The 20,723-nt window shown below is 65.4% G+C and carries 19 protein-coding genes; 9 read left to right on the top strand and 10 right to left on the bottom strand.

Features of this window, described 5'->3' with window-relative positions; translation table 11 throughout:
* The first annotated feature begins 41 nt into the window (after positions 1 to 41).
* Together ACHFB9_RS16725 and ACHFB9_RS16720 are read left to right on the top strand one after the other, a co-directional pair.
* Complete coding sequence (locus tag ACHFB9_RS16725) at positions 42 to 773, top strand: response regulator (RefSeq protein WP_417068653.1); 732 nt, start codon at positions 42 to 44, stop codon at positions 771 to 773.
* Positions 770 to 2,107, top strand: a complete 1,338-nt coding sequence (locus ACHFB9_RS16720) for an ATP-binding protein (RefSeq protein ID WP_417068652.1) — start codon at positions 770 to 772, stop codon at positions 2,105 to 2,107. The genes ACHFB9_RS16725 and ACHFB9_RS16720 overlap by 4 nt, the downstream gene beginning before the upstream one ends.
* On the opposite strand, the gene ACHFB9_RS16715 is transcribed toward ACHFB9_RS16720, so the two are convergent.
* The gene (locus tag ACHFB9_RS16715) at positions 2,104 to 3,327 is read right to left on the bottom strand and encodes an MFS transporter (protein WP_417068651.1); all 1,224 of its coding nucleotides are present in this window, start codon (positions 3,325 to 3,327) and stop codon (positions 2,104 to 2,106) included. The genes ACHFB9_RS16720 and ACHFB9_RS16715 overlap by 4 nt on opposite strands.
* 116 nt (positions 3,328 to 3,443) lie before the next feature.
* On the opposite strand from ACHFB9_RS16715, the gene hemG reads away from it, so the two are divergent.
* Positions 3,444 to 3,983: a menaquinone-dependent protoporphyrinogen IX dehydrogenase gene (gene hemG / locus ACHFB9_RS16710; protein WP_417068650.1), complete on the top strand. Its 540-nt coding sequence runs from the start codon at positions 3,444 to 3,446 to the stop codon at positions 3,981 to 3,983.
* Between the two features lie 10 nt (positions 3,984 to 3,993).
* Here hemG and ACHFB9_RS16705 read toward each other — a convergent pair whose 3' ends face one another.
* Positions 3,994 to 5,118 (bottom strand): VIT1/CCC1 transporter family protein, encoded by a 1,125-nt coding sequence (locus ACHFB9_RS16705; RefSeq protein ID WP_417068649.1) that lies wholly within the window; start codon positions 5,116 to 5,118, stop codon positions 3,994 to 3,996.
* 136 nt (positions 5,119 to 5,254) lie between these two features.
* Between ACHFB9_RS16705 and ercA the strand changes: the two genes are divergently transcribed.
* On the top strand, positions 5,255 to 6,412 hold the full coding sequence (gene ercA, locus ACHFB9_RS16700) for an alcohol dehydrogenase-like regulatory protein ErcA (RefSeq protein ID WP_417068648.1): 1,158 nt from the start codon (positions 5,255 to 5,257) through the stop codon (positions 6,410 to 6,412).
* Positions 6,387 to 7,826 (top strand): PAS domain-containing sensor histidine kinase, encoded by a 1,440-nt coding sequence (locus ACHFB9_RS16695; protein ID WP_417068647.1) that lies wholly within the window; start codon positions 6,387 to 6,389, stop codon positions 7,824 to 7,826. The genes ercA and ACHFB9_RS16695 overlap by 26 nt, the downstream gene beginning before the upstream one ends.
* On the opposite strand, the gene ACHFB9_RS16690 is transcribed toward ACHFB9_RS16695, so the two are convergent.
* From ACHFB9_RS16690 to ACHFB9_RS16680, 3 genes are all read right to left on the bottom strand, one after another.
* Complete coding sequence (locus tag ACHFB9_RS16690) at positions 7,823 to 9,052, bottom strand: multidrug effflux MFS transporter (RefSeq protein ID WP_417068646.1); 1,230 nt, start codon at positions 9,050 to 9,052, stop codon at positions 7,823 to 7,825. The two genes, ACHFB9_RS16695 and ACHFB9_RS16690, sit on opposite strands and share 4 nt — an antisense overlap.
* A 94-nt stretch (positions 9,053 to 9,146) precedes the next feature.
* Positions 9,147 to 10,394: a cystathionine gamma-synthase family protein gene (locus ACHFB9_RS16685; protein WP_417068645.1), complete on the bottom strand. Its 1,248-nt coding sequence runs from the start codon at positions 10,392 to 10,394 to the stop codon at positions 9,147 to 9,149.
* Between the two features lie 42 nt (positions 10,395 to 10,436).
* Positions 10,437 to 11,447 carry a hypothetical protein gene (locus ACHFB9_RS16680; RefSeq protein ID WP_417068644.1) on the bottom strand — a complete coding sequence of 337 codons (1,011 nt, stop codon included), beginning with the start codon at positions 11,445 to 11,447 and terminating at the stop codon, positions 10,437 to 10,439.
* A gap of 289 nt (positions 11,448 to 11,736) precedes the next feature.
* Between ACHFB9_RS16680 and ACHFB9_RS16675 the strand changes: the two genes are divergently transcribed.
* Positions 11,737 to 12,441 (top strand): TonB family protein, encoded by a 705-nt coding sequence (locus ACHFB9_RS16675; protein ID WP_417068643.1) that lies wholly within the window; start codon positions 11,737 to 11,739, stop codon positions 12,439 to 12,441.
* 3 nt (positions 12,442 to 12,444) lie between these two features.
* Here the strand turns inward: ACHFB9_RS16675 and ACHFB9_RS16670 are convergent, their stop codons facing one another.
* Positions 12,445 to 13,170 (bottom strand): SLATT domain-containing protein, encoded by a 726-nt coding sequence (locus tag ACHFB9_RS16670; protein WP_417068642.1) that lies wholly within the window; start codon positions 13,168 to 13,170, stop codon positions 12,445 to 12,447.
* Between the two features lie 103 nt (positions 13,171 to 13,273).
* Positions 13,274 to 13,873, bottom strand: a complete 600-nt coding sequence (locus ACHFB9_RS16665; protein ID WP_417068641.1) for a hypothetical protein — start codon at positions 13,871 to 13,873, stop codon at positions 13,274 to 13,276.
* Between the two features lie 281 nt (positions 13,874 to 14,154).
* Between ACHFB9_RS16665 and ACHFB9_RS16660 the strand changes: the two genes are divergently transcribed.
* Positions 14,155 to 15,408, top strand: a complete 1,254-nt coding sequence (locus tag ACHFB9_RS16660; protein WP_417068640.1) for a tyrosine-protein phosphatase — start codon at positions 14,155 to 14,157, stop codon at positions 15,406 to 15,408.
* A 122-nt stretch (positions 15,409 to 15,530) separates the two neighbouring features.
* On the top strand, positions 15,531 to 15,965 hold the full coding sequence (locus ACHFB9_RS16655; protein ID WP_417068639.1) for a Fur family transcriptional regulator: 435 nt from the start codon (positions 15,531 to 15,533) through the stop codon (positions 15,963 to 15,965).
* A 21-nt stretch (positions 15,966 to 15,986) separates the two neighbouring features.
* Here ACHFB9_RS16655 and ACHFB9_RS16650 read toward each other — a convergent pair whose 3' ends face one another.
* Positions 15,987 to 16,916, bottom strand: a complete 930-nt coding sequence (locus ACHFB9_RS16650; protein WP_417068638.1) for a lactate/malate family dehydrogenase — start codon at positions 16,914 to 16,916, stop codon at positions 15,987 to 15,989.
* A gap of 199 nt (positions 16,917 to 17,115) precedes the next feature.
* On the opposite strand from ACHFB9_RS16650, the gene ACHFB9_RS16645 reads away from it, so the two are divergent.
* Complete coding sequence (locus ACHFB9_RS16645; RefSeq protein WP_417068637.1) at positions 17,116 to 18,327, top strand: winged helix-turn-helix domain-containing protein; 1,212 nt, start codon at positions 17,116 to 17,118, stop codon at positions 18,325 to 18,327.
* Positions 18,328 to 18,333: 6 nt separating this feature from the next.
* Here ACHFB9_RS16645 and ylqF read toward each other — a convergent pair whose 3' ends face one another.
* Positions 18,334 to 19,227, bottom strand: a complete 894-nt coding sequence (gene ylqF, locus ACHFB9_RS16640) for a ribosome biogenesis GTPase YlqF (RefSeq protein WP_417068636.1) — start codon at positions 19,225 to 19,227, stop codon at positions 18,334 to 18,336.
* A gap of 41 nt (positions 19,228 to 19,268) precedes the next feature.
* Complete coding sequence (locus tag ACHFB9_RS16635) at positions 19,269 to 20,462, bottom strand: Eco57I restriction-modification methylase domain-containing protein (protein ID WP_417068635.1); 1,194 nt, start codon at positions 20,460 to 20,462, stop codon at positions 19,269 to 19,271.
* Between the last annotated feature and the right edge of the window lie 261 nt (positions 20,463 to 20,723).

Below are 20,723 nucleotides of genomic sequence, written 5' to 3'. Positions count from 1 at the left end.
CCCCCGTTTGCCGGGGAGCGGCGTCGAGGTATAAAGCCAGCATGGAACAGACTCCCCACGTCCTGATCGTCGACGACGACAGGGAAATCCGCGCCCTGCTCGCCGAGTACCTCGGCGGCAACGGCTATCGGGTCAGCCTCGCCGGCGAGGGCCGGCAGATGCGCGAAGTGCTGGCCGCCTCCAGGATAGATCTGGTCGTGCTCGACCTGATGATGCCCGGCGAGGACGGCCTGAGCCTGTGCCGCGGGCTGCGCGCTTCGGGAAACCGCACCCCGGTCGTGATGCTGACCGCGCGCGGTGAGGCGGTCGACCGCATCCTGGGGCTGGAGATGGGGGCGGACGACTATCTGCCCAAGCCTTTCGAGCCGCGCGAGCTGCTCGCCCGTATCCGCAGCGTCTTGCGGCGCGCCCAGGCCCTGCCGACCAATCTGAGCCTGCCGCCGGCGCGCGGTTTCGCGTTTTCGGGTTGGCACCTGGCCGTCGAAACCCGGCAGCTGACTTCGCCCGACGGCGTGCTGATCGCGCTGTCCGGAGCCGAATTCCGGCTGCTTCAGGCCTTCCTGACTCACCCCGGTCGGGTGCTCAACCGCGACCAGCTGATGGACATGACCAAGGGGCGCGATGCCGACCCCTTCGACCGTTCGATCGACCTTCAGGTCAGCCGCTTGCGCACGCGGCTTGGCGAGGACGCGCGCTCGCCGCAACTGATCAAGACCGTGCGCAGCGAAGGCTATGTGTTCGCGGCGCCCGTCCAGACGGAGCATGCAGGGTGAAGATCCGCGTCATTCCCCATTCTCTGGCGGTCAGGATCTTCCTGATCATGGCGGGTGGCATCATCGCCTCGACTTTCCTGGCCCGCTGGGTCGTCGAGTCGCTCTATACGGGCGAGATCGAGAAGCTGGGGCGCAATTCCGCGATCGAGCGCATCGGTGGCGCCGTCCGCGTGCTCGACTCGCTGCCGCGCGCCCAACGCGCCGCCGCGGCCCGGGGCATGCAGTTCGACCGGCTCAGGGTTTCATGGCCGACCCAGGTCGGCCCCCTGACGACTCTGGAGCCCGCGGTCGCCGAGCTCTTCCGGCACGAGATCCGCCGTTATCCCGGGCAGATCCGCTTCGATGCGCTGGATCCCCGGCCCTGCTCGAAAAAGGACAGCGCCGACTGCGACAAGCTCGCCAAGCTTTTTGTCGCCGAGCTGAGCCTGACCGACGGTCAGCCGGTCCGGATCGAATACACGACCCGCTATTTCGTCGTCGATACCGGCGAGTGGCTGATTCCCTGGGTGATCGGAATCGGCGCGCTGGTCCTCGTGGTCTGGATCTCGATGAGGATCGCGACCCGGCCTCTGCGCGAGCTCGCCGCCCACGCCGAAGGGCTGGGGCGGGATCTGAACCGCGACCCGCTCGACGAGAATGGCCCGAGCGAGGTGCGCCATGCCGCCCAGGCTTTCAATGCGATGCAGGCGAGAATCCGCCGCCACATCGACGAGCGGACCCAGATGCTCGCTGCGATTACCCACGATCTGAAGACCCCGCTGACCCGGCAGAAGCTGAGGCTGGAACAGATCCCCGACCCCCACCTCCGGCACAAGTTCGGCGAAGACGTCGAAGCGATGCGCCGGCTGATCGAAGAGGGGCTGGAGCTGGCGCGCAGCCTCGATGCCAGCGAGGAAACCCGGCGCATCGACATCGCGGCGCAGCTCGAAACCCTGGCCGAGGATGCCCGCGAAGCCGGCGAGAACGTGCGTTTCATCGAATCGGCAAGCCTGGTCGTCGAAGCCCGGCCCCAGGCTCTGCGCCGTGTGTTCATGAACCTGATCGACAACGCGGTCAAGTACGGCGGCAGCGCCGAGATCCGGCTTGCCAGCCGGGCGGCCCAGCTCAGGGTCAGCATCCGCGACCACGGACCGGGCATTCCCGAAGAGCACCTTGCCGATGTGCTGAAGCCTTATTTCCGGCTCGAAGCTTCGCGTTCGCGTGAGACCGGAGGCAGCGGGCTGGGTCTGGCGATCGCCGCGAACCTGCTTGCGGCCCAGCATGGCAGCCTCGCCCTCAGGAACCATCCCGAAGGCGGGTTGGAAGCGACGGTCGTCCTGCCGCTGAGCGCCTAAGCGAGCGGGCGGCGGCGCAAGTGCATCCAGGCCAGCAGCAGCGCCAGGGCTTCGATCCCCGCCATCGCGAACATCGGTGTGCCGACGGCCCAGTGCTGACGAGGCAGGTGACTGACCATCGCCAGCAGCGGCGCGCCGATCAACGGGCCGATCACGATCATCACGCTGTTGATCGCATTGAGCGAGCCCATCGCCTGGCCCTGAGCCGAGGGGTCGGAAGCCTTTGAAACCAGCCCCTGGATGCTCGGGCCTATCGCATAGGCGAGGAAATTCGCGGCGATCAGCACGTACATCAAGCTGCCCCGCGTGACCAGGCCAAAGGCCGTCGTGACCACAACCGTGCTGGCCAGTCCCATGGTCACGAGGCGTCCTTCTCCATAGCGTTTGAGCAGTCGGCCGAGCAGGCCGCCCTGGACGACCACCGCGACGAGGCCGACGACGGCCAGCGAAGCCCCGCTCTGCTGGGGACCCCAACCGAAGCGCAGGTTCGTGAACAGCACCCAGGTCGTCTGGTTCATGAACTGCGCGAGCGCCATCAGCGCATAGACCCAGACCAGCAGGCCGATGCCCTTGAGCCGTCCCAGAGCGAGCAGCGCCGAGAAGGGGTTGGCCTTGTGCAGCGGAACCCGGGTGCGGCGCTCGCGCGGCAGCGATTCGGGCAGGATGAAGAGGCCGTAGAGGCCGTTGATCAGCGCCAGCGCCGCGGCGACGAAGAAGGGCAGGCGCAGGTCTATGCCGCCGAGCAGTCCGCCCAGCATCGGACCGACGATAAAACCCAGGCCGAACATCGCGCCGATCAGACCCATTTTTCGGCTCCTGTCCTCGGGCGCCGTCACGTCGGCGATATAGGCGCCGGCGACCGAGAAGCTCGATGCGGTCATCCCGCCCAACACACGGCCGGCCAGAAGCAAGCCCAGCGACTGCGCGGTGGCCATGATCAGGAAATTGACTGCGAGGCCGAAGACCGACAGCAGCAGCACCGGGCGGCGGCCGAAGCGGTCGGACAGTGCGCCGAGCAGCGGCGCGAAGAAGAACTGCATCGTCCCGTAGATGGCCGAGAGCAGGCCGAACCACAGCGATTGGCTCTGGAAGCTGCTTGTGAAGTGGCCGATCAGCTGGGGCAGGACCGGAACGACCAGGCCGATTCCGAGCACGTCGAGGAAAACGGTGATCAGGATGAAGCCGACGGCGGCCGGGCGGTGGGGGGCGGAGGAGGACATGGGAGTCGGAAGTTTTCGGGGGCGAGCTGCATTCTATGCCAGGCAAGCCTTTCGTTTCGACTTGAGCGCGGCGGCGCGCTGTGCCACGATGGTTCCCCCCCATCCATCCCTTCGCTATGCCCAAAGTCCTGATCCTGCACTCGAGCGTGGACGGCCATACCGTCGAGATCTGCCACCGGATCGCGTCCTCGCTCGAAACGAATGGCTGGGCGGCGACGCTCGCCGCGATCGACGCCTATGACGATGCGGCGCTCGCCGACGCGGACGCGCTCGTGATCGGTGCGAGCATCCGCTATGGTCACCACCGGCCGGCAGTCGAAAAATTCATCGCGAGCCATCTCGCCCTGCTCGAAGCGAAGACCAGCGCGTTGTTCTCGGTGGGCCTCGTTGCGCGCAAACCCGAGAAGAGCGAGCCGCATACGAATCCCTATCTGCGCAAGTTCCTGTCCCGGATCGCCTGGAAGCCGAAGATTGCGGCCGTGTTCGCGGGCCGCCTCGACTATCCGCGCTATCGCTTCTTTGACAGGCAGATGATCCGCCTGATCATGGCGATCACCGGCGGGCCGACCGATCCGGAGACCGTCATCGAATACACCGACTGGAAGGCGGTTGAAGCGTTCGCGCAGAAGATCGCCGCGGCGCACCCTCCCGTTTGACGAGTCGGCCTCAGCCCGCGATTGCGATCCCGAACAGGTGGCCGATGCCGAAAGTGACCGCGGCGGCGGCGATTCCGATGATCGCCTGACGAAGCCCGGAGACGAGGGCATTCCTGCCGGTAAAGACCGTGATTGCGGCGCCGAGTGCGAAAAGGCCCAGCAGCGACGCGGCGAGGCTGGCGATCAGGGCCTCACCCGCGCCGACCAGCAGCAGCGGCAGAACCGGTACCAGCGCGCCGAGCAGAAAGACGGCGAAGGACGATGCGGCCGCGGCATAGGGGGATCCGCCCAGCTCGTCGGGGTTGATGCCCAGCTCTTCCTTGACCAGCGTGTCGAGCGCGCTTTCCTGGTTGGCCATGACCTGACGCGCGATCGAATGGGCCTGGTCCTCGGGAATCCCCTTGGCGCGGTAGATCAAGGTCAGTTCCTCCATTTCCTCTTCGGGGCGGGCGGCCAGCTCGTCGGCTTCGGTCGCGACCTCGCGTTCGAGCAACTCGCGAGCGCTCTGCATCGAGACCCATTCGCCCATCGCCATCGAGCAGGCGCCGGCCAGTGCGCCGGCGACCGCGGTCGTCAGCAGGGTCTGCGGCGCGGCATCGGCGCCGGCCACTCCGGCGATCAGGCAGAAAGTCGAAACGAGGCCGTCGTTGGCGCCGAGCACCGCGGCGCGCAACACGTTGCCGCCGCCAACCCGGTGCCGCCCTTCGAGCTGCGCGTAGCGGCCACCGTTCCAGCTCTGTGCGGACGGGCTGGCAAGCATGGCCAGCAGGCGCGCGTGCGATCTTTCCTGATCGTCCATGCCGCTGCCCCGCGCTTCGGGCTGCTGGTCGTAGATTCCGCGGTTCCTCGTCTCGTCGCGGGCCAGGGTTGGCAGCACGATGCGCGGTCCCAGCCGACGGGCGAGCGCGATCAGGATCCGGGTTCTCCAGCCGATCGCCGGCGCGCGGGCCTGCCCGTCTTCCTCCCTGAGGTGGGCGAGCCAGAACTCGGCGTGGGCCTGCTCGACGGCGGCCAGGCGCAGATAGACTTCAGCGAGTTCGGGGCAGGATTCGACTTCGGCCAGAGCGCGGTAGAGCGCGGCACCATCGATTTCCTGGCGCAGATTGCGGCGAAAACGGCGGGCGGCGGGATTCATTGGCGGCAGGACGGGACGGGGAGGCTCCATTCTGCGCCTGAGTCGGGATTCTGGCCTCATTGCTCAGCGAATCCGGGCGCGCCGGGATGGCCGGAACTAATCTGATTCATGTGCCTTCCTCGTTCGGGAGAAGATCGTGGAGATACGCAAGAATGTCGCACCCGAATTCGTTCTCGGCTCCGGCGCGCTCGATCTGGTGGGGCGCTACGCGAACAACTTTGCGGCGCAGAGGGCGCTGGTCGTTACCGACCCCGGAGTTATCGCGGCTGGCTGGACTGGCTTGGTCGTTGCCGCGCTGGGGCGCTCCGGCGTCGCGAGCGCTATCTTCGCCGAGGTCAGTCCGAATCCGCGCGAAGCTCAGGTGATGAGGGGGGCCGAGGTTTTCGACAAGGAAGGGGCGGACGTTATCGTCGCGGTCGGCGGCGGCAGCCCGATGGACTGCGCGAAAGGAATCGGTATCGTCGCTTCGAGCGGCGAGCACATCCTCTCCTTCGAGGGAATCGACAAGGTGCGCATCCCCGGCCCGCCCCTGATCTGCATTCCGACCACGGCGGGCAGTTCGGCCGACGTGTCCCAGTTCGCGATCATCAACGACACCGCGCGCAACGTGAAGATCGCGGTGATCAGCAAGGCGATGGTTCCGGATGCGGCGCTGATCGATCCGCGCACAACGACGACGATGCCCGCTTCGCTGACCGCGGCGACCGGAATCGACGCTCTGGTCCATGCGATCGAGGCCTATGTCTCGACGGCCAGCTCGCCGGTGACCGATCTGCATGCGCTCGAAGCGGTCAGGCGGATCTCGGCCAATCTGGTGGCGGCGATCCGGTATCCGGACGCGCTTGCCTATCGCGATTCGATGACGCTGGGCAGCATGCTGGCCGGGCTGGCCTTCTCGAATGCGAGTCTGGGCATGGTTCATGCGATGGCGCACAGCCTGGGAGGCTTTCTCGACCTGCCGCACGGAGTCTGCAACGCGCTGCTGCTCGAACACGTCGTTGCTTTCAACTTCGACGGCGCGGCCGAGCGCTACGCGGCGCTGGCCCAGGCTTTCGGAGTCGATGTCGCGGGCAAGCCGGTGGCCGGGCAGAAGAAGCTGTTCGTCGAGGCGCTCCACGCTCTGCGCCTGCAGGTCGATCTGGGCCATGGCCTGGCTGAGCTGGGGGTCAAGGAGGCCGATATCCCGCAGCTCGCGCGCAATGCCTTTGCCGACCCCTGCCTGGTGACCAATCCTGTTCAACCCACGCTTGCTGACATCGAACAGACCTATGAGCGAGCCCTCGAAACCCGCTGACGAACTCAATGCGTTGCGCGAGCAGATCATCGGCCTCGGTGAGCGTTCGCTGCGCAAGAGTTATTACCCTCAGCTGCAGCAGCAGCTCGAAGCACTGAAGGCGGCCAAGGCGTCGCTCGAACGCAAGGCCGTCGAACTCGACGAGATGCGGCTTCGCGCCGAGGAGAGCGAAGCCTATGCGCGCGAACTGTTCGACAAGTCCAGTGAGGCGATCCTCGTCCACGATCCGTATTCGTTCCGGATCAACGAGGTCAACGAGGCCTTCTCTGATCTCTTCGGCTATTCGCGCGAGGAGATCCTGGTGCTGAGCGTGCCGCAGATCTCCTCTCTGCGGCCAGAGTTTCAGCATGGCTCGCTCGCCAGCCTGATGGACAGAGTGCTCGCCGAGGGCTGCGCGCGCGCCGAGTGGCTCTGTCTGCGCAAGGACGGTTCCGAATTCTGGGTCGAGGTGAGCCTGAAACGGGCGAAGCTGCGCGGCATGACCCAGATCATGGCCTGCGTGCATGACATCACCGAGAGGCGCAGGGCTGAGGCCACGGTGGCCGAGGCCAACCGCGTGCTCGAAGAGAAGGTCGCGCATCGCACCCGCGATCTGGCCCGGGCGAACAAGGAGCTTGAGATGCTGTTAGGCCACCTGCAGAGCGCCCAGAAACAGCTGGTGCAGAGCGAGAAGCTTGCCTCGCTCGGCTCGCTGGTGGCCGGCATCGCCCACGAATTGAATACGCCGATCGGCAATGGCCTGATGGTCGCGTCGACGATACAGAATCACCGGGAGAAGTTCGTCGCCGAGCTGACGGTCGGACTGCGCAAGAGTGTGCTCAGCGAGTTTCTCGCCAATCTGGAGGCGGGTTGCGATTCGCTGCTGCGCAATTTGTTCCGGGCGTCCGAGTTGATCTCCAACTTCAAGGACATGGCGGTCGATCAGGAGAGTTCGCGGCGCCGTCGCTTCGATCTCAGCGAAGTGATCCGCGAGATGGAGATCGCTCAGGCGCCGACCCTTCGCAAGGCGGGCTGTCACCTCGTCAGCCGGATTGCGCCGGGGATTGAACTCGACAGTTTCCCCGGTCCGCTCGGTCAGGTAATCGGCAATCTGATCGCCAACTCGATCATCCACGGCTTCGAGGGGAAGGCCGGAGGCGAGATCACGCTTGATGCCGAGCGGCGAGGCGACAGTGTTCTGATCATTTTCGCCGACAATGGCCGGGGCATCGCCGCAGATCTGCTGCCGCGGATCTTCGACCCCTTCTTCACGACCCGGCTGGGACAGGGGGGGAGCGGTCTCGGTCTGCACATCGTCTATACGATCGTCGTCGGTGTGCTGGGCGGAGCTATCGACGTGAAGAGCTTGGAGGGGGACGGCGCCGAGTTCCGCCTCCTGCTTCCCCTCGTCGCGCCCGAACATCCTGCCGGCTAGAGGCGGCGGGTCAGACGGCCGTACAGTATCCAGCAGATCCAGCCGATCAGGCCGAAGAGCAGCGAAGTCGCAGCTAAGCTTTCGACGCTTCCCATCACGGCCGGAGCGATGAGCCCGGCGACGACGGCATTGCTCAGGCTGGCGACGAAGCCCTGGAGCGAGGAGGCCATGCCCAGCCGCGCCGGGAAAAGATCCATCACCATCAGTGTGACGCAGGGCGTCAGCAGCGACCAGCCATAGGACATCGCGGCGATCGGGAGGATCGCGGAGAGCGGCGTCGGTTTGATGAAGAAGTGCCACAGCGCGTTCAGCGCTGCCGCGGCGAGCAGGATCGCAAAGCCGATGCCGATCTGGCGTTCGCGCGCGATCTTCCCTGCGAAGCGGCCGCTGGTCCAGGCGCCGCCCATGATGCCCGAGATCGTCGCGAGGAAGAGCCAGAAAAACTGGGTCGGCGAAAAGCCCAGGTGGTGACCCAGGAAGGTCGGTGCGGTCAGCACGAAGATGAAGGTTGCGTTGAACGGGATGCCGCTGGCGATGGTCAGCAGAAAGAAACGCGGCGCGCTGAGGATGTCCAGATAGCCGCGGGCGAGGGGGCCGGGTGCGAAGGGCTGGCGTTGCTCGACCGGCAGTGTTTCGGGCAGGGTCTTGCAGCACAGCAGAAGCAGCAGGGTGGGGATCAGCGCGAGCAGCCAGAAGATGGCCCGCCAGCCGATCAGCGTGAACACCCAGCCGCCCACGATCGGGGCCACGGCCGGAGCGACTCCGAAGAACAGCGTGATCTGGCTCATCAGGCGCTGGGCGTCCGAAGCCGAGAAGAGGTCGCGGACGATCGCGCGGCCGACTACCATGCCGGCGCCGCAGCTCATGCCCTGAATGACCCGGCCCACGATCAGCGTACCGATGTGGGTCGATGTTGCGCAGACGACGCTGGCGAGCGCGAACGTGAAGAGTCCGCCGAACACGATGCGGCGGCGGCCGAAGCTGTCGGACAGCGCGCCGTGGAACAGCATCATGACCGAGAAGCCCAGCAGATAGCCCGAAAGCGTTTGCTGCATCTGCACGGGGCCGGTCGCCAGATCCCGCGTAATGCCTTCGAAGGCGGGCAGGTAGGCGTCGATCGCGAACGGGCCCAGGGTTGCGAGCGAGGCGAGCAGCGCGGCCAGCAGCCACAGCGGACTTTGCCAGTGGATGGCGTCGGGACGCGGTGAGACAGGGGGGTGAGTCATGACTTCTCCCAAGAGCGGCCTCGTGAGCCGTTCCTGAAGTGTAGGTTGCCGAGGTCGGAGCGGAGCGCTCCTTGCGGCGGACGCTGCCGGGGAGTCAGCGGCGCTCGAGTGCCGCCGCGAAATCGGCGAGGATGTCTTCGCGCTCTTCGATGCCGACCGAGACCCGGATCAGCGAGTCGGCGATGCCCATGCTCTCTCGCCGCTCGGGTCCCATTTCCCAGAAGATCGTATGCGCGACCGGGATGATCAGGGTCCGCGTGTCGCCGAGGCCGGTCGCGATGATCGGCAGGCTCAGGCGGTCGATGAAAGGCAGGCAGTCCGCTTCGTCGGCGAGTTCGAAAGAGAGTTGCCAGCTGGCGCAGCGAAACAGGCGCTTCGCCCGCTCGTGCTGCGGGTGCGAGGCAAGGCCCGGGTAGTGGACGGCGGCGACTGCCGGATGCCCGGCCAGAAACTCGGCCAGAGCCTGGGCGTTGCCCGACGCGGCCTTCATCCTCAGGGCCAGCGTTTCGGCGCCGATTGCGATCCGGTGCGCGGCGTCCGGGGATAGCGCAGCGCCCATGTCACGCAGCGCTTTCTTCTTTATCTGGGTCAGCCCCCAGTTGCCTGCATCGCCTTTGCGGTAGGCGGGGAAGATGTTCGGATAGTCCGACCAGTCGAAATTTCCTGTATCGGTGACCGCTCCGCCCAGCGCATCGCCGTGGCCGCCGATCGACTTGGTCAGCGAATTGACGACCAGCGAAGCGCCGATCTTTGCCGGTTGGAAAGCCCAGGGCGAAGTGACCGTGTTGTCGACGACGAAGACGAGCTTCTTCGCGGCGCACAGCGCGCCGATTCCTTCGAGGTCGGCGATCTGGGTGCCTGGGTTCGCGATCGTTTCGACGAAGACCATCCGCGTCTCGCGCGTCAAGGCCGCCTCGACGTTCGCGACTTCGGTCGCGTCGACGAGGCTCACGCGGATCCCCAGACCTTGCAAGGTTCCAAGCAGGCTGTTGGTGTTGCCGAAGATGAAGCGGCTGGCGACGAGGTGGTCACCCGCTTTGAGCAGGGTCGTGAAGACCGCGCTGATCGCGGCCATTCCGCTCGCGAAGCTGACCGTGCCGCGGCCGCCTTCCATCCGGGTGATGCAGGTCTCCAGCGCCGCGGTGGTCGGCGTGCCCTGCCGGGCGTAATTGAAACCGCCGAGCGAGCCTTGGAAGACGCCAACCAGCTCCGCCGAGGATCCATAGCCGAACTGCACCGAAGTGTGCAGCGGTTTGTGGATTCCGCCGGCTTCGACGCCCGAGAGGTGGTCATTGTGGACGGTGAGGGAGGTAAAGCCCCATTCGGAGGGAGTGCGAGTCATGGCAGCTGCTTTCCGGAAGACGAAATCCGATTTTACTCGGCCTCAGAGCAGACGTGCCGCCGCGTCCAGATCCAGCGTCTCGGTGCGCAGCGCCGAGCGCGGGAAGCGGGTCATCAGGAAAGCGCGTTCGCGGGTCTGCTCGCCGCGGCGGACGAAGGCGAAGCATTGTTCGAAGGTACGCACCGGCTCGCCCGGATCGCCTTGTTCGACGAGCTGGTTCGTCGCGGTCAGGCGAAGCTGACGGCGTTCGACTCCGACCCGCTGTCCGGCTTCGCCGAGCACGGCGCAGATGTCGTCGAGGTCGCGTTCCAGCGCATCGGCCCCATCCCCGAGTTTCGCGAGCGCGCGCGCATTCTCGCGCAGGCGGGCCTCGATCTCGTTGATCGCGGCGGGTGTCTCGCCCAGGCCTGCGCCCTGTTGCTGCAGCATTCTCTCTCGCGCCAGCAGCAGCGAGCGAGCTTCGCCGAGTTCGCGTTTCTCGTCCTGGCGGGCCGCGATCCTCTCCATGCCCAGCATCGCCAGCTCCTCGATCATCCTTCGGCCTATCGCCTTGCGCAGCTCGGCCTCGCTGTGGGCGACGATGGGAACCTTGGGTTCGGAGAAGCTGACGCGCCGCTGGAGCACATCGTTGCGCAGCTGACCTTCGCTCAACGCGACGCCAAAGACCTCGCGCTCGATCATCCGGGTCGTCAGCACGGCACAGACCGAGTCGGCGACCGGGCTCTTCGCGAAATACTGCAGCACCGGCTCCGAGACGCTGAAGGCGTGGATCATCTCGTCCCGGGAGACGAAGAAGGAGGCCAGCTGAGGATCGCCCATCCAGTTGTCGGGGTCGATCTGATGGAAGGTGGGCAGGGTTTCCAGACAGCGGACCATCACATCGAGTGCGCCGCGAACCGCGTCGGCCAGCCGTTGCTCGAAGCCCGGCACAAGCGCGAGCCTGGGATTGGTCAGGCGCAGCAGATAGGCGCTGGTGTCGCGCACCAGCGCCGCGGAAACCGGGGTGCTCTTCAGGGGGAGTGCCCGCTTGCGCCAGGCGTCGAAAAGTCCCATTGCCTTGTCCTGTGATGCCGAGAGGCGATGGTGCCCGTGTGCGGGGAGCGGGGCAAGTGGGCAATGCGATCAGTCGGTGCAAAGCCGCCCAGGGCTGTGCAGGGGGCAACAGCTTTGTTCTGCGGCGAGCTGCGGATCGAGCGTCGAAACTCGCGTCAGAACAGGCTTTGGCGTGCGGGGCGAGGCATCGATCCGTGGGCGTATTTTTTGCTTACAGCTATTTCTGTGTCGCCGGTTCTGTTTTCGCGCCGCGCGGAAGAAGGCGAGGTTTCGATTCGAGGAGGCTGTGATGGATGGGTTGGAAAGACGCTCCGTCGTGTTTTCGGGGGTCATCGCCGTGTTGTTGAGCGCTTCGGTTTGGGCGGAGCAAACCCCGGTCGTCAATCCCGCTCAGGTTTCCGAGGCGACCCGCCGCCAGGTCGAAGGGCCGGTGCGTTGGATCATGCTCGCCGACAAGGTTGAAAAGGAGCGCAAGCGCCAAGCTCAGGCCAAGGCCGCCGCGCTTGTGGCCGAGCACTCGGCGGCTCAGGTGAGGCGTGTTCAGTCCGCGTCGGTCGCCGCTGCCGCGGCCAGACCCGCGCCGGCGCCCAAGACATCCCCGAGCCTTGCACCGATCGCGTCCGCGCTCGCTCCTGCTTCGGCCGCTCCGGCGCCGCTCCCCGCCGCAGCGCTGCCCGTCGCTTCGATCGCGCCGACCGCCGCTCTGCCTCTGCCTGTCGACGTGCCGGAGGAAGAGGATGAGCCGGCACCGAAACTGCTGGATCTGGTCGAGCCTTTCATCAGCGATGCGCTCAAGGCAAGGCTGCGCGGCAAGGGCAACATCGTTGTCCGCTTCAGGATCCAGCCCAACGGGACCGTGCGGGGCGCCGAGGTCGTCGAGACGAGCCACCCGGCCTTGCGCCAGCCGGTCCTGACTGCGGTCGAGCAGTGGCGCTACGCGGCGCCGGGCAAGGAGATCGTCAAGCTCGTCGAGCTTCAGATCGATCCGAACTGAGCTTCAGCGGTTGAGCGTCAGATCCGGCTCGGCTTTCATCGTCAGATCGGCGGCCGGACCCAGCAACTGGTTCAGTTCGTGATTGAGCCCCAGCGCATTGGCGATGAAGAAGGCTTCGAGCGTCAAGAGCAGCAGGGGCAGGGCGAGCGAGAAAAGCTGCGAGGCCGCAGAGCTCAGGCCCAGGCGCAGACGGCTGGCCGGATCGAGCTCATAGTCGCTGGCCATCGCCCACAGGGTCTGGCGATGGTCGTTGTGGCAAGGAGCTTCGATGTTGCGCAGGGTTTCGCTGTGGCGGGTGCGGAATTCGTCGAGGATGTGCGAAGGCATGACTGTGGGGCCGAGGTCCTCGCAGACCTTGTCGAATTCGTGCGAAAGCTCCCTCAGGCGTTCTGCGCATTCGCTCAACGTTCGGCCGCGCAGAGCCAGGTTCGCCGAAGCGAGCAGCACGATCGCGATCAGCACCGCAACCGCGAGGAAGACCTGGATCAGGTTCAACACGTTGGGGGCCAGAGCCAGCGCGACCCCGGCGTTCTGCAACAAAGGCAGCAGAACCAGGCCCAGAGCGAGCAGCACCAGAGTGGTCTGCCACGCGCGCTCCTTGCGGCTCAGGCGGATTCCCGCGAAGCCGTGGGCGTGCGCCGAAGTCCGGATCGCCCTTTGCAGGCGTTGCGCGGAACAGGGCGCGGAGTCGTCTCTGGCCGGGGGCTGCTCGGGGAAACTCGTCTGCATGAGGACACTCCTCCTTCGTCAGGGCCACTGCACTCGACGCGGCAGCGCATGCATTAAACCCTGAAAGATCCCGGATGAGCTAGGACGAATTTCCTGGTTCCGGTCAGAACAGGCCGGCCTTGTGCGCCGAGTTGGCGAGCGCGCGGGCCAACTCGCCCATCTGCTCCTGCTGCGACGAGGCTGCCGGTGCGACGGCCTTGGCCGACCACATCACTTTTCGGCTTGCGACTTCGATCAGGCTGGCGCTGCCGGAATAGGCGGTTCTGGGCTTGGCCGAACCGACCGGCAGCGCCACGCCGATGTCGGTGCCGAAGTGCCTGCTTCCTCCGCCGATTCCTATCCCGACCGATGCCGGCGGCTCCATGTAGGTCGCTTCCGGACTCAGGCGTGCGACAAGCGCCGCGCGGGCGCCGGCTGACTGTGCGGCAGGGAGGTAGCGCTCGGTATCCGCCCCTTGGTTGGCCGCGGCCAGGCGGCTTGCGCCGAAAGCGCGCAGACCGCGGTTCTTGAACTCGCTGACGAGGGTTTCGATGCAGAGCCTCTCGGTCGCGTCATCGGCCGCCTCGCAGACGACCATGACCGGAGCGTCACGCAGAGCCTGGCCCGCGAAGGCGGGGTCGCTCCATTCGGCTTCCATTCTGGGCGTCGCACAGGCGGCAAGCCCGAGCACAAGCGTGATGAGCGGGAAGGCGGGGCGGGTCATGGTTTTCTCCTGAGCTGAGGTTCTCCTCTGCTCAGGATAGCGCGGGTGATCTGTCCTGCGCGCAGCGAACCCGGGTTTCAATTGTGAACAAATCCGATTTCGGTCATCCGGCCTTTTTGACTGGAGTCAGGTAAGCCTGAAATTTTTCTGTCATGCAAGGCGTGTCGAATTGGCCCTCCGGGATACTGTGACATATTCATTCTCGGTCTCAGGGGGCGAAGATCTCCGTGGCGCGGCTGTGTCGTGTTCGATTTTTTTAACGACAGCAGAAGGTGGATGTAATGAAAAGAGCAGGTTTTTGGGCCTTCCTGTGGGCGGCTTGTCTGTCCTTGTCCTTGCTGGCCGGGTGTGGCTCGGACGGTGATGGCTCTACGGTGGTCAAGTCCGATCTTCCGGTCACTCTGGACGGAACGGCGACGACTCTGGGCTACAAGCTGACCGATACCAGCGTCGTGTTCTTCTTCGACGAGGCTGCGCAGAAGACCGCGTTGGAGGCCCAGAAGGTCACCGCGATCACTGGTGTCAGCGTGCGCGGATCGTTCAACGGCTGGGCCAACCCGACGCCGGCTGCGTTCCAGATGAAGGCCAGCGCGACGAACAAGGGAATCTGGTTCGTCGAAGTGCCGTTCGCGAGCGTCAAGATCCCAGGCAACAGCGGTCAGCCCGAGTTCCAGTTCATCGTTGCGGGGACCGTCGCGGGCACGGCCAGCAAGGAAGCCTATATGGGTGTTCCGAGCACGGCGCCGCTCGGCTACTCGTTCTCGGGCAACCAGCTGTTGATCTTCCCGGGCGATGATGTCAGTGCGGTCATCAACAACACGGTCATCGCCAACACCGTCAAAACGATCAACGACTTCAACCTCTCTACGGAAATCGGACGCGAGAAGATCTCGAATTTCCGCCAGGTTCCGGGCCTCACCAAGCTGTTCCGTAGCTATCACCCGTTCAAGATGTCGCGCACCCAGTTTGACACCGAGGTGGAGCGGGTCAAGCAGGTCAACATGCTGATGGAAGAGCACGGCGTTCAGTCCGACATCACGCTGTACAAGGACGAGACCGCCAGCCTCGCTGCTGGTGAGGCGCTGACGCCCTACTACCAGAACATCGTCAGCGGCGGACACGTGCTCTTCCTGCCTTCTGCCGATTACAACACCGTCTACTATTCTTCGTCGGGCGCGGCTTTCGGGGGCTGGATCAAGCAAGTCGTCGAGTTCATCAACAATCCGGCCAACAATGCCCCGGTTTCGATCCACTGCCGCCTGGGCACTGACCGCACCGGCGTGTTCACCGCGGTGTTGGCGGCCTTCGGTGGCGCGAAGTGGGACGACATCAAGGCCGACTACCAGCGCTCGAACGACATGGGGATCAAGGAATTCCGCGACTATAAGATCCTCAAGTATTCACTGGAAAAGATGCTCGGCGTCAGCGACATCACCGCGGTCACCGATCTGAAGGCTGCGGTCTCGAAGCACTTCATCGACGGTGGTTATCTGACCCAGGCCCAGATCGACGCGATGGTCGCGAAGCTTCAATGAGGATGGCCTGAGCACTACAGTGCTACTCAGGGTGTGCGCGGCGGGGAGGCGAAGGCCTTCCCGCCGTTTTTCGATCGGCGCCGGTTTGCTTTTGCAACCGAATTGCAAATAGAATCGCCGCCATGACTGCCAACGATCTTGCCCGCCAGCTCCGCGAGCGCGGAGCCCGCGTCACGCCCGCCCGCCTGCGCGTGCTGGCCCTGCTGCGCGGAGCCTCCCGCGCGCTCTCGCACCGCGAAGTCGAAGAGGCGCTCGCCGGCGAGGTTCCGGTCGACCGCGTCACGCTCTACCGCGTGCTCGACTGGCTTGTCGAGCAGGGGCTCGCGCACAAGCTTGCCGACGAGATGCGTGTTTTCCGCTTCTCGGCCGCGAGCAGCGCCGACCGGCCTCATGGCACGCATGCGCATTTCGTCTGCGACGATTGCGGCAAGGTCTTCTGTCTCGACGACGTGCAGCCCGAAGCGCCGCGTCTGCCCGAAGGCTTCGCGACGACCCAGGTCGAATACTCGGTCCACGGCCACTGCGCCGCCTGCAATCCGTCCGAGCCGCACAAGTAAGCCCCGCGCAGTCCGATCTCCTCAGTCGGTCAGCGCGACCAGCGATCTCAGGTGGGTGATCGAGCCGGCGAATTCACGTTGTTCGGATTCGCTGAAGCGATATTTGAGGATGCGCTGAACGCCGCCCGCGCCGACCACGCAGGGCACGCTGACGACCAGATCGTCGATCCCGTATTCGCCGTCGAGGCGCACGCCGACCGGAAGAACCGAGCGCTCGTCGGACGCGATCGCGCGGATCACGCGGAACACCGAAGCGGCGATGCCGTGGTTCGTGTTGCCCTTGCGGTTGAAGATGTCGAAGCCGGCGTCGAGCACGCGCTGGCGCAGCTTCGCCTTGTCTATGGGTTCGATCCCGTTCAGTTCGCAATAGCTGTCGATGTCCAGGCCGCAGACGTTGCAGATGCTCCACGGGATGAAGCCGGTCGAGCCGTGATCGCCGAGCATGTAGCCGAAGATGTTCTTCGGATCGAGATCGACGTGCTCGGCGAGGATGCGCATGAAGCGCGCCGAGTCGATGATCGTGCCCGCCGAGATCAGGCGTTCGCGCGGATAGTTCGAGGCGCGCAGCGCGACCAGAGTCAGCACGTCGACGGGGTTTGTGACCATGATCACGACGGCTTCTGGCGAGTTCGCTTCAACTTCACGGATGATTTCGCGGATGATGCCGCTGTTGATGCGGACCAGATCGTCGCGGTTCTGGCCCTTGGCGAGCTGGGCGCCGGCCGTGATCACGACGACGTCGCTGCCCGCGGTCTCGGCGTAGCCGCCGACGACGAGGCGGGGGTTCTTCGCGTAGATGAACGAGGTCGTATGGGCGAAGTCCCACAGCTCCGCTTCGGATTTTTCGCGGGCCTTGTCGACGGCGACGATCTCGGTCACTTCCGACATGTTGACCAGATAGCCGACGATTTCGGTGCCGACCGCACCCATGCCGATCACGGATATTTTCATTGCCTGCTCCAGAAGCCCGATCAGGGCTGTCGTAAGGGGACACCGGCTTTTGGCCGATGGGGGCGCTCGCGCGGATAGCGGTCGGCCCGGAGCCGACATTCTAATTCGTCGCCGGGCCGAGATCCGGGGCGATGACGGGTATACGCGGCGGCGGATAGGGCGGCGATAATCGCTCCTCCTGCTGCGCCGAGTCCTGCTGATGCGCCACCTCTCGCTCTCCGCTGCCCGCGCCCTTCATCTGGCCGCCCAGGGGCTGCGCGCGCCTCCGCGACACAAAGCGTCTCGCGACGCGGTGCTCGCAACGATCCGGCGCATGGCCCTGCTGCAGATTGACACGATCAGCGTCGTGGCGCGCAGCCCCTATTTCGTGCTGTGGAGTCGGCTGGGGGCTTTTGATCCGGCCTGGCTCGACGGATTGCTGGCCGAGGGGGCGCTGTTCGAGTACTGGGCACATGAGGCCTGCCTCGTGCCGATCGAGGATTACCGGCTGCTGCGTCACCGTATGCTCGATCCGGCGGCGATGGGCTGGAAGTACTCGGCGGAGTGGGCGGCCCGTCACCGCACCGAGATCGAGCAAGTGCTTGAACGGGTGAAGCGGGCCGGCCCGGTGCGTGCCGCCGACTTCGAGCGCCGCGATGGCGGCGGCAAGGGCTGGTGGGACTGGAAGCCCGAGAAGCGACACCTCGAAGTGCTCTTCACGCTGGGCCGTCTGATGGTTGCGCGGCGCCAGAGCTTTCAGCGTGTCTACGACCTCGCCGAACGGGTTCTGCCCGGTTGGGACGATCGCGACGCGCTGAGCTCCGATGCTGCCCGGCGCGAAATGCTGAAGATGAGCTGCCGGGCTCTGGGCCTGGCGCTGCCGGCCTGGGTGGCCGATTACTACCGGATCAAGCGCCAGGGCAGCGCAGCACTACTCGAAGAGTTCGCCGACGCGGGCGAACTGACTGCGGTGCGGGTGGAGGGGTGGGCGTCGCCGGCTTATGTCCACCGCGATCACGCCGCGCTGCTCGACGAGGCGCAGGCCGGAACTCTGGCCTCGACGGTGACGACGCTGCTCTCGCCTTTCGACCCGGTGGTCTGGGATCGCAAGCGTGCGCTGGAGTTGTTCGGTTTCGACTACCGGATCGAGTGCTATACGCCCGAGACGAAACGCCAGTACGGCTATTTCGTGCTGCCGATACTGGCGCGTGGGCGTCTGGTCGGCCGCCTCGACGCGAAGGCCCACAGAGCCCAGAGAGTCTTCGAGATCAAGTCCATCCATCTCGAAGCGGGCGTCCGTCCTTCGCTTCGTTTCGGCGCCGACTTGGGCCGCTGCCTGCGGCGCTGCGCCGACTGGCATGGCTGTCCGCAGCTGCGGATCAGCGCAAAAGACAATCCGCTCGGCGCGGTTCTCTCCATCCCCGGGCCTTGAAGGAACTCAGTCTTTGTCTTCGGGGGCTTGCGGGACAGGTTTGGTCGCCGCGATCATCTTTTCCCGCGTCTCGGGCGTTTCCAGGCTGATCAGGCCCAGCGCGCCGCTGCGGTAGTCGTTGAGCAGGATCAGCGCGGCTTTTTCGAGGTCCAGGCCGCCGCCTTTGACGAGGCAGCCGCGCCGCTTGCCGATCGCTTCGACGATGGCCGGGCCGTCCATGTCCGCCAGGTCGATCTTGTAGCGGGCGGCGAGCTGGGCCGGGTAGCGATCGCGCAGCAGCTCGGCGAGGAAGGCCGCGACTTCCTCCTCGACGACCGCGTTGGTGCCGACCGCGTGGCTTGCGGCGAGCATGTAGCCATCCGAATCGAATTCGATCTTGGGCCACAGCATCCCCGGCGTGTCGGTCAGCGTCATCTGCGAGCCCAGATCGTAAGTCGCCTGGCTCTTCGTGACCGCCGGCTCGTCGCCGACCGCGGCGGCGCGGCGCTTGAGCAGCGCGTTCATCAGCGTCGACTTGCCGACGTTCGGGATGCCCATGATGATCATCCGCAGCGGCTTGACGCCGTCGTTGCGGTGCGGCGCGAGGCTCTTGCACAGGCCGGGCACGCGGGCGACATCGGAGGGCTTCTTGCACGACAGCGCGACCGCGCGGACGCCGTCCTGGCGGTTGTAATAGTCCAGCCACTGGCGCGTCGCGTCCGGATCGGCGAGGTCGCTCTTGTTCAGGATGCGCAGACAGGGGCGCTGCCGGAACTGGCGCAACTCGCGGATCATCGGGTTCGCGCTCGCTTCAGGCAGGCGGGCATCGACGACTTCGATGACGACATCGACATAGGCAAGGGTCTCGGCGGCCTTTTTGCGCGCCGAGTTCATGTGTCCGGGGAACCACTGGATGGGCATGGCGGCTTTCTGTGAGACGCTATTCGCGTGTTGGGGGCCGATTATCGCAGGTCGCGCAGCGCTGCGAAGGCGTCCGGAAGCTGTGTTGTCTGCAGCGAGCGTTGAGTGAAAAGATAGCGGCCATCGACGAAGAAGCCCAGCTCTTCCCAGGGCACGGCGTCGTTGAGCAGCTCGGTCGCCCTCTCCAGATCCAGCGCGGCATTGCGTGCGAAGAGTGCCAGCACCGCGCCGTCGAAGGCTTTGCAGGGGTGGGTGAAGAAGGGGCGGGCCCGGCGGGTCCGGTGATTGACGTAGATCCGCGGCGCTTCGCTGACCGGGTAGGCGCGCCCCCAACGCCACCAGTTCGATTCATTGAACGGCTTGATCCGGCGCGCGAGCAACGCGTCCTTGTGCGCTTCGAGCTGAGGGTGGCGCAGATTGTAGAACATCCGCCGCGTCTGTCCGCTCTCGGCGGTGTGCGAGCAGACCAGCTCCAGATTGCCCTCAGGATGCGTGAAGAGGGAGTCCGCGCCCGAGACCGCGCCGACCCGCACGTCGAACAGATCGGCTAGCGGCACGGTCAGCGGCGTACCGGTGAAGGCGAGCTGGCCGTCGAGATGGACGAACTCGCGCACCGTCCAGTCGGGCTGTTCGATTCGCCGCCAGGCTGTGCGACGACAGAAGTTGTCGCGCTCGAAGCGGAAGATTGCGCAGTTCGGCGTCGCGCCGGCGAAGATCGGCGCATCGCCGAGTTCTATCCAGTGCGTGATCGTGCCCAGCTCGAAAAGCCGGGCGTTGAGCTTGCGCGCGGAAGTCTGCTTGATGAACTCGCGCGGCACGATGAAGATCAGCTCGCCGCCCGGTGCGAGGTGACGCAGACACTTCTCGATGAAGAACAGTGCGAGGTTGGTGCGCTGGTCGAAGCGGCTCAGGTCGAGCCGGTTCAGAGTCTCTGTTGCGATGTCCTGGAAACGCACATAGGGCGGATTGCCGATGATCGTGTCGAAGCGCTGATCGAGCGGCAGATCGAAGAAATCCATGACCCGGATGTCTGCCGTCGCAACCCGTGCATCGCACTCGATCGCGACGCAGCCGGGCAGGCGTCGGGCGAAAGCTCCGTCGCCGGCGGCCGGTTCCAGCACCGATCCCTGGCGCTGACGGAGCGCGAGCATCAGCGTGACGATTGCGTCGGGCGTGAAGACCTGGCCCAGCGTGATCACGTTGCGCATCGGAGGGGAGGAGGGCTGCGGGTTCATCGCGGGGGGAAATCTTGATCGAACCGTCGATTCTATCCTGTCAGCGGATAAAGCCACCGATGAGAGTGGGTTTTCCTTTCCCCCCGCCGGGATATCGCAACCTCGCTGCAAGACGGGGAACTGCGGCTCAAGACGCGGGTGGCCAGCTGAAGGCGGCGGACGATTCGATCCATGAGGCGAAGGTCTGGGAGGGGCCGATTCGCGAATGACGCGGTTTTCGCGCAACTGAGGTTCGGTTTTTTCGTCCGGGTCGGCGATACT

This window comes from Niveibacterium terrae (assembly GCF_048213115.1).
In the GTDB taxonomy this organism is placed as follows: Bacteria; Pseudomonadota; Gammaproteobacteria; order Burkholderiales; family Rhodocyclaceae; genus Niveibacterium; species Niveibacterium terrae.
The sequence above is the reverse complement of the archived record's forward strand: the minus strand, read 5'-3'. Positions and strand labels throughout refer to the sequence as shown.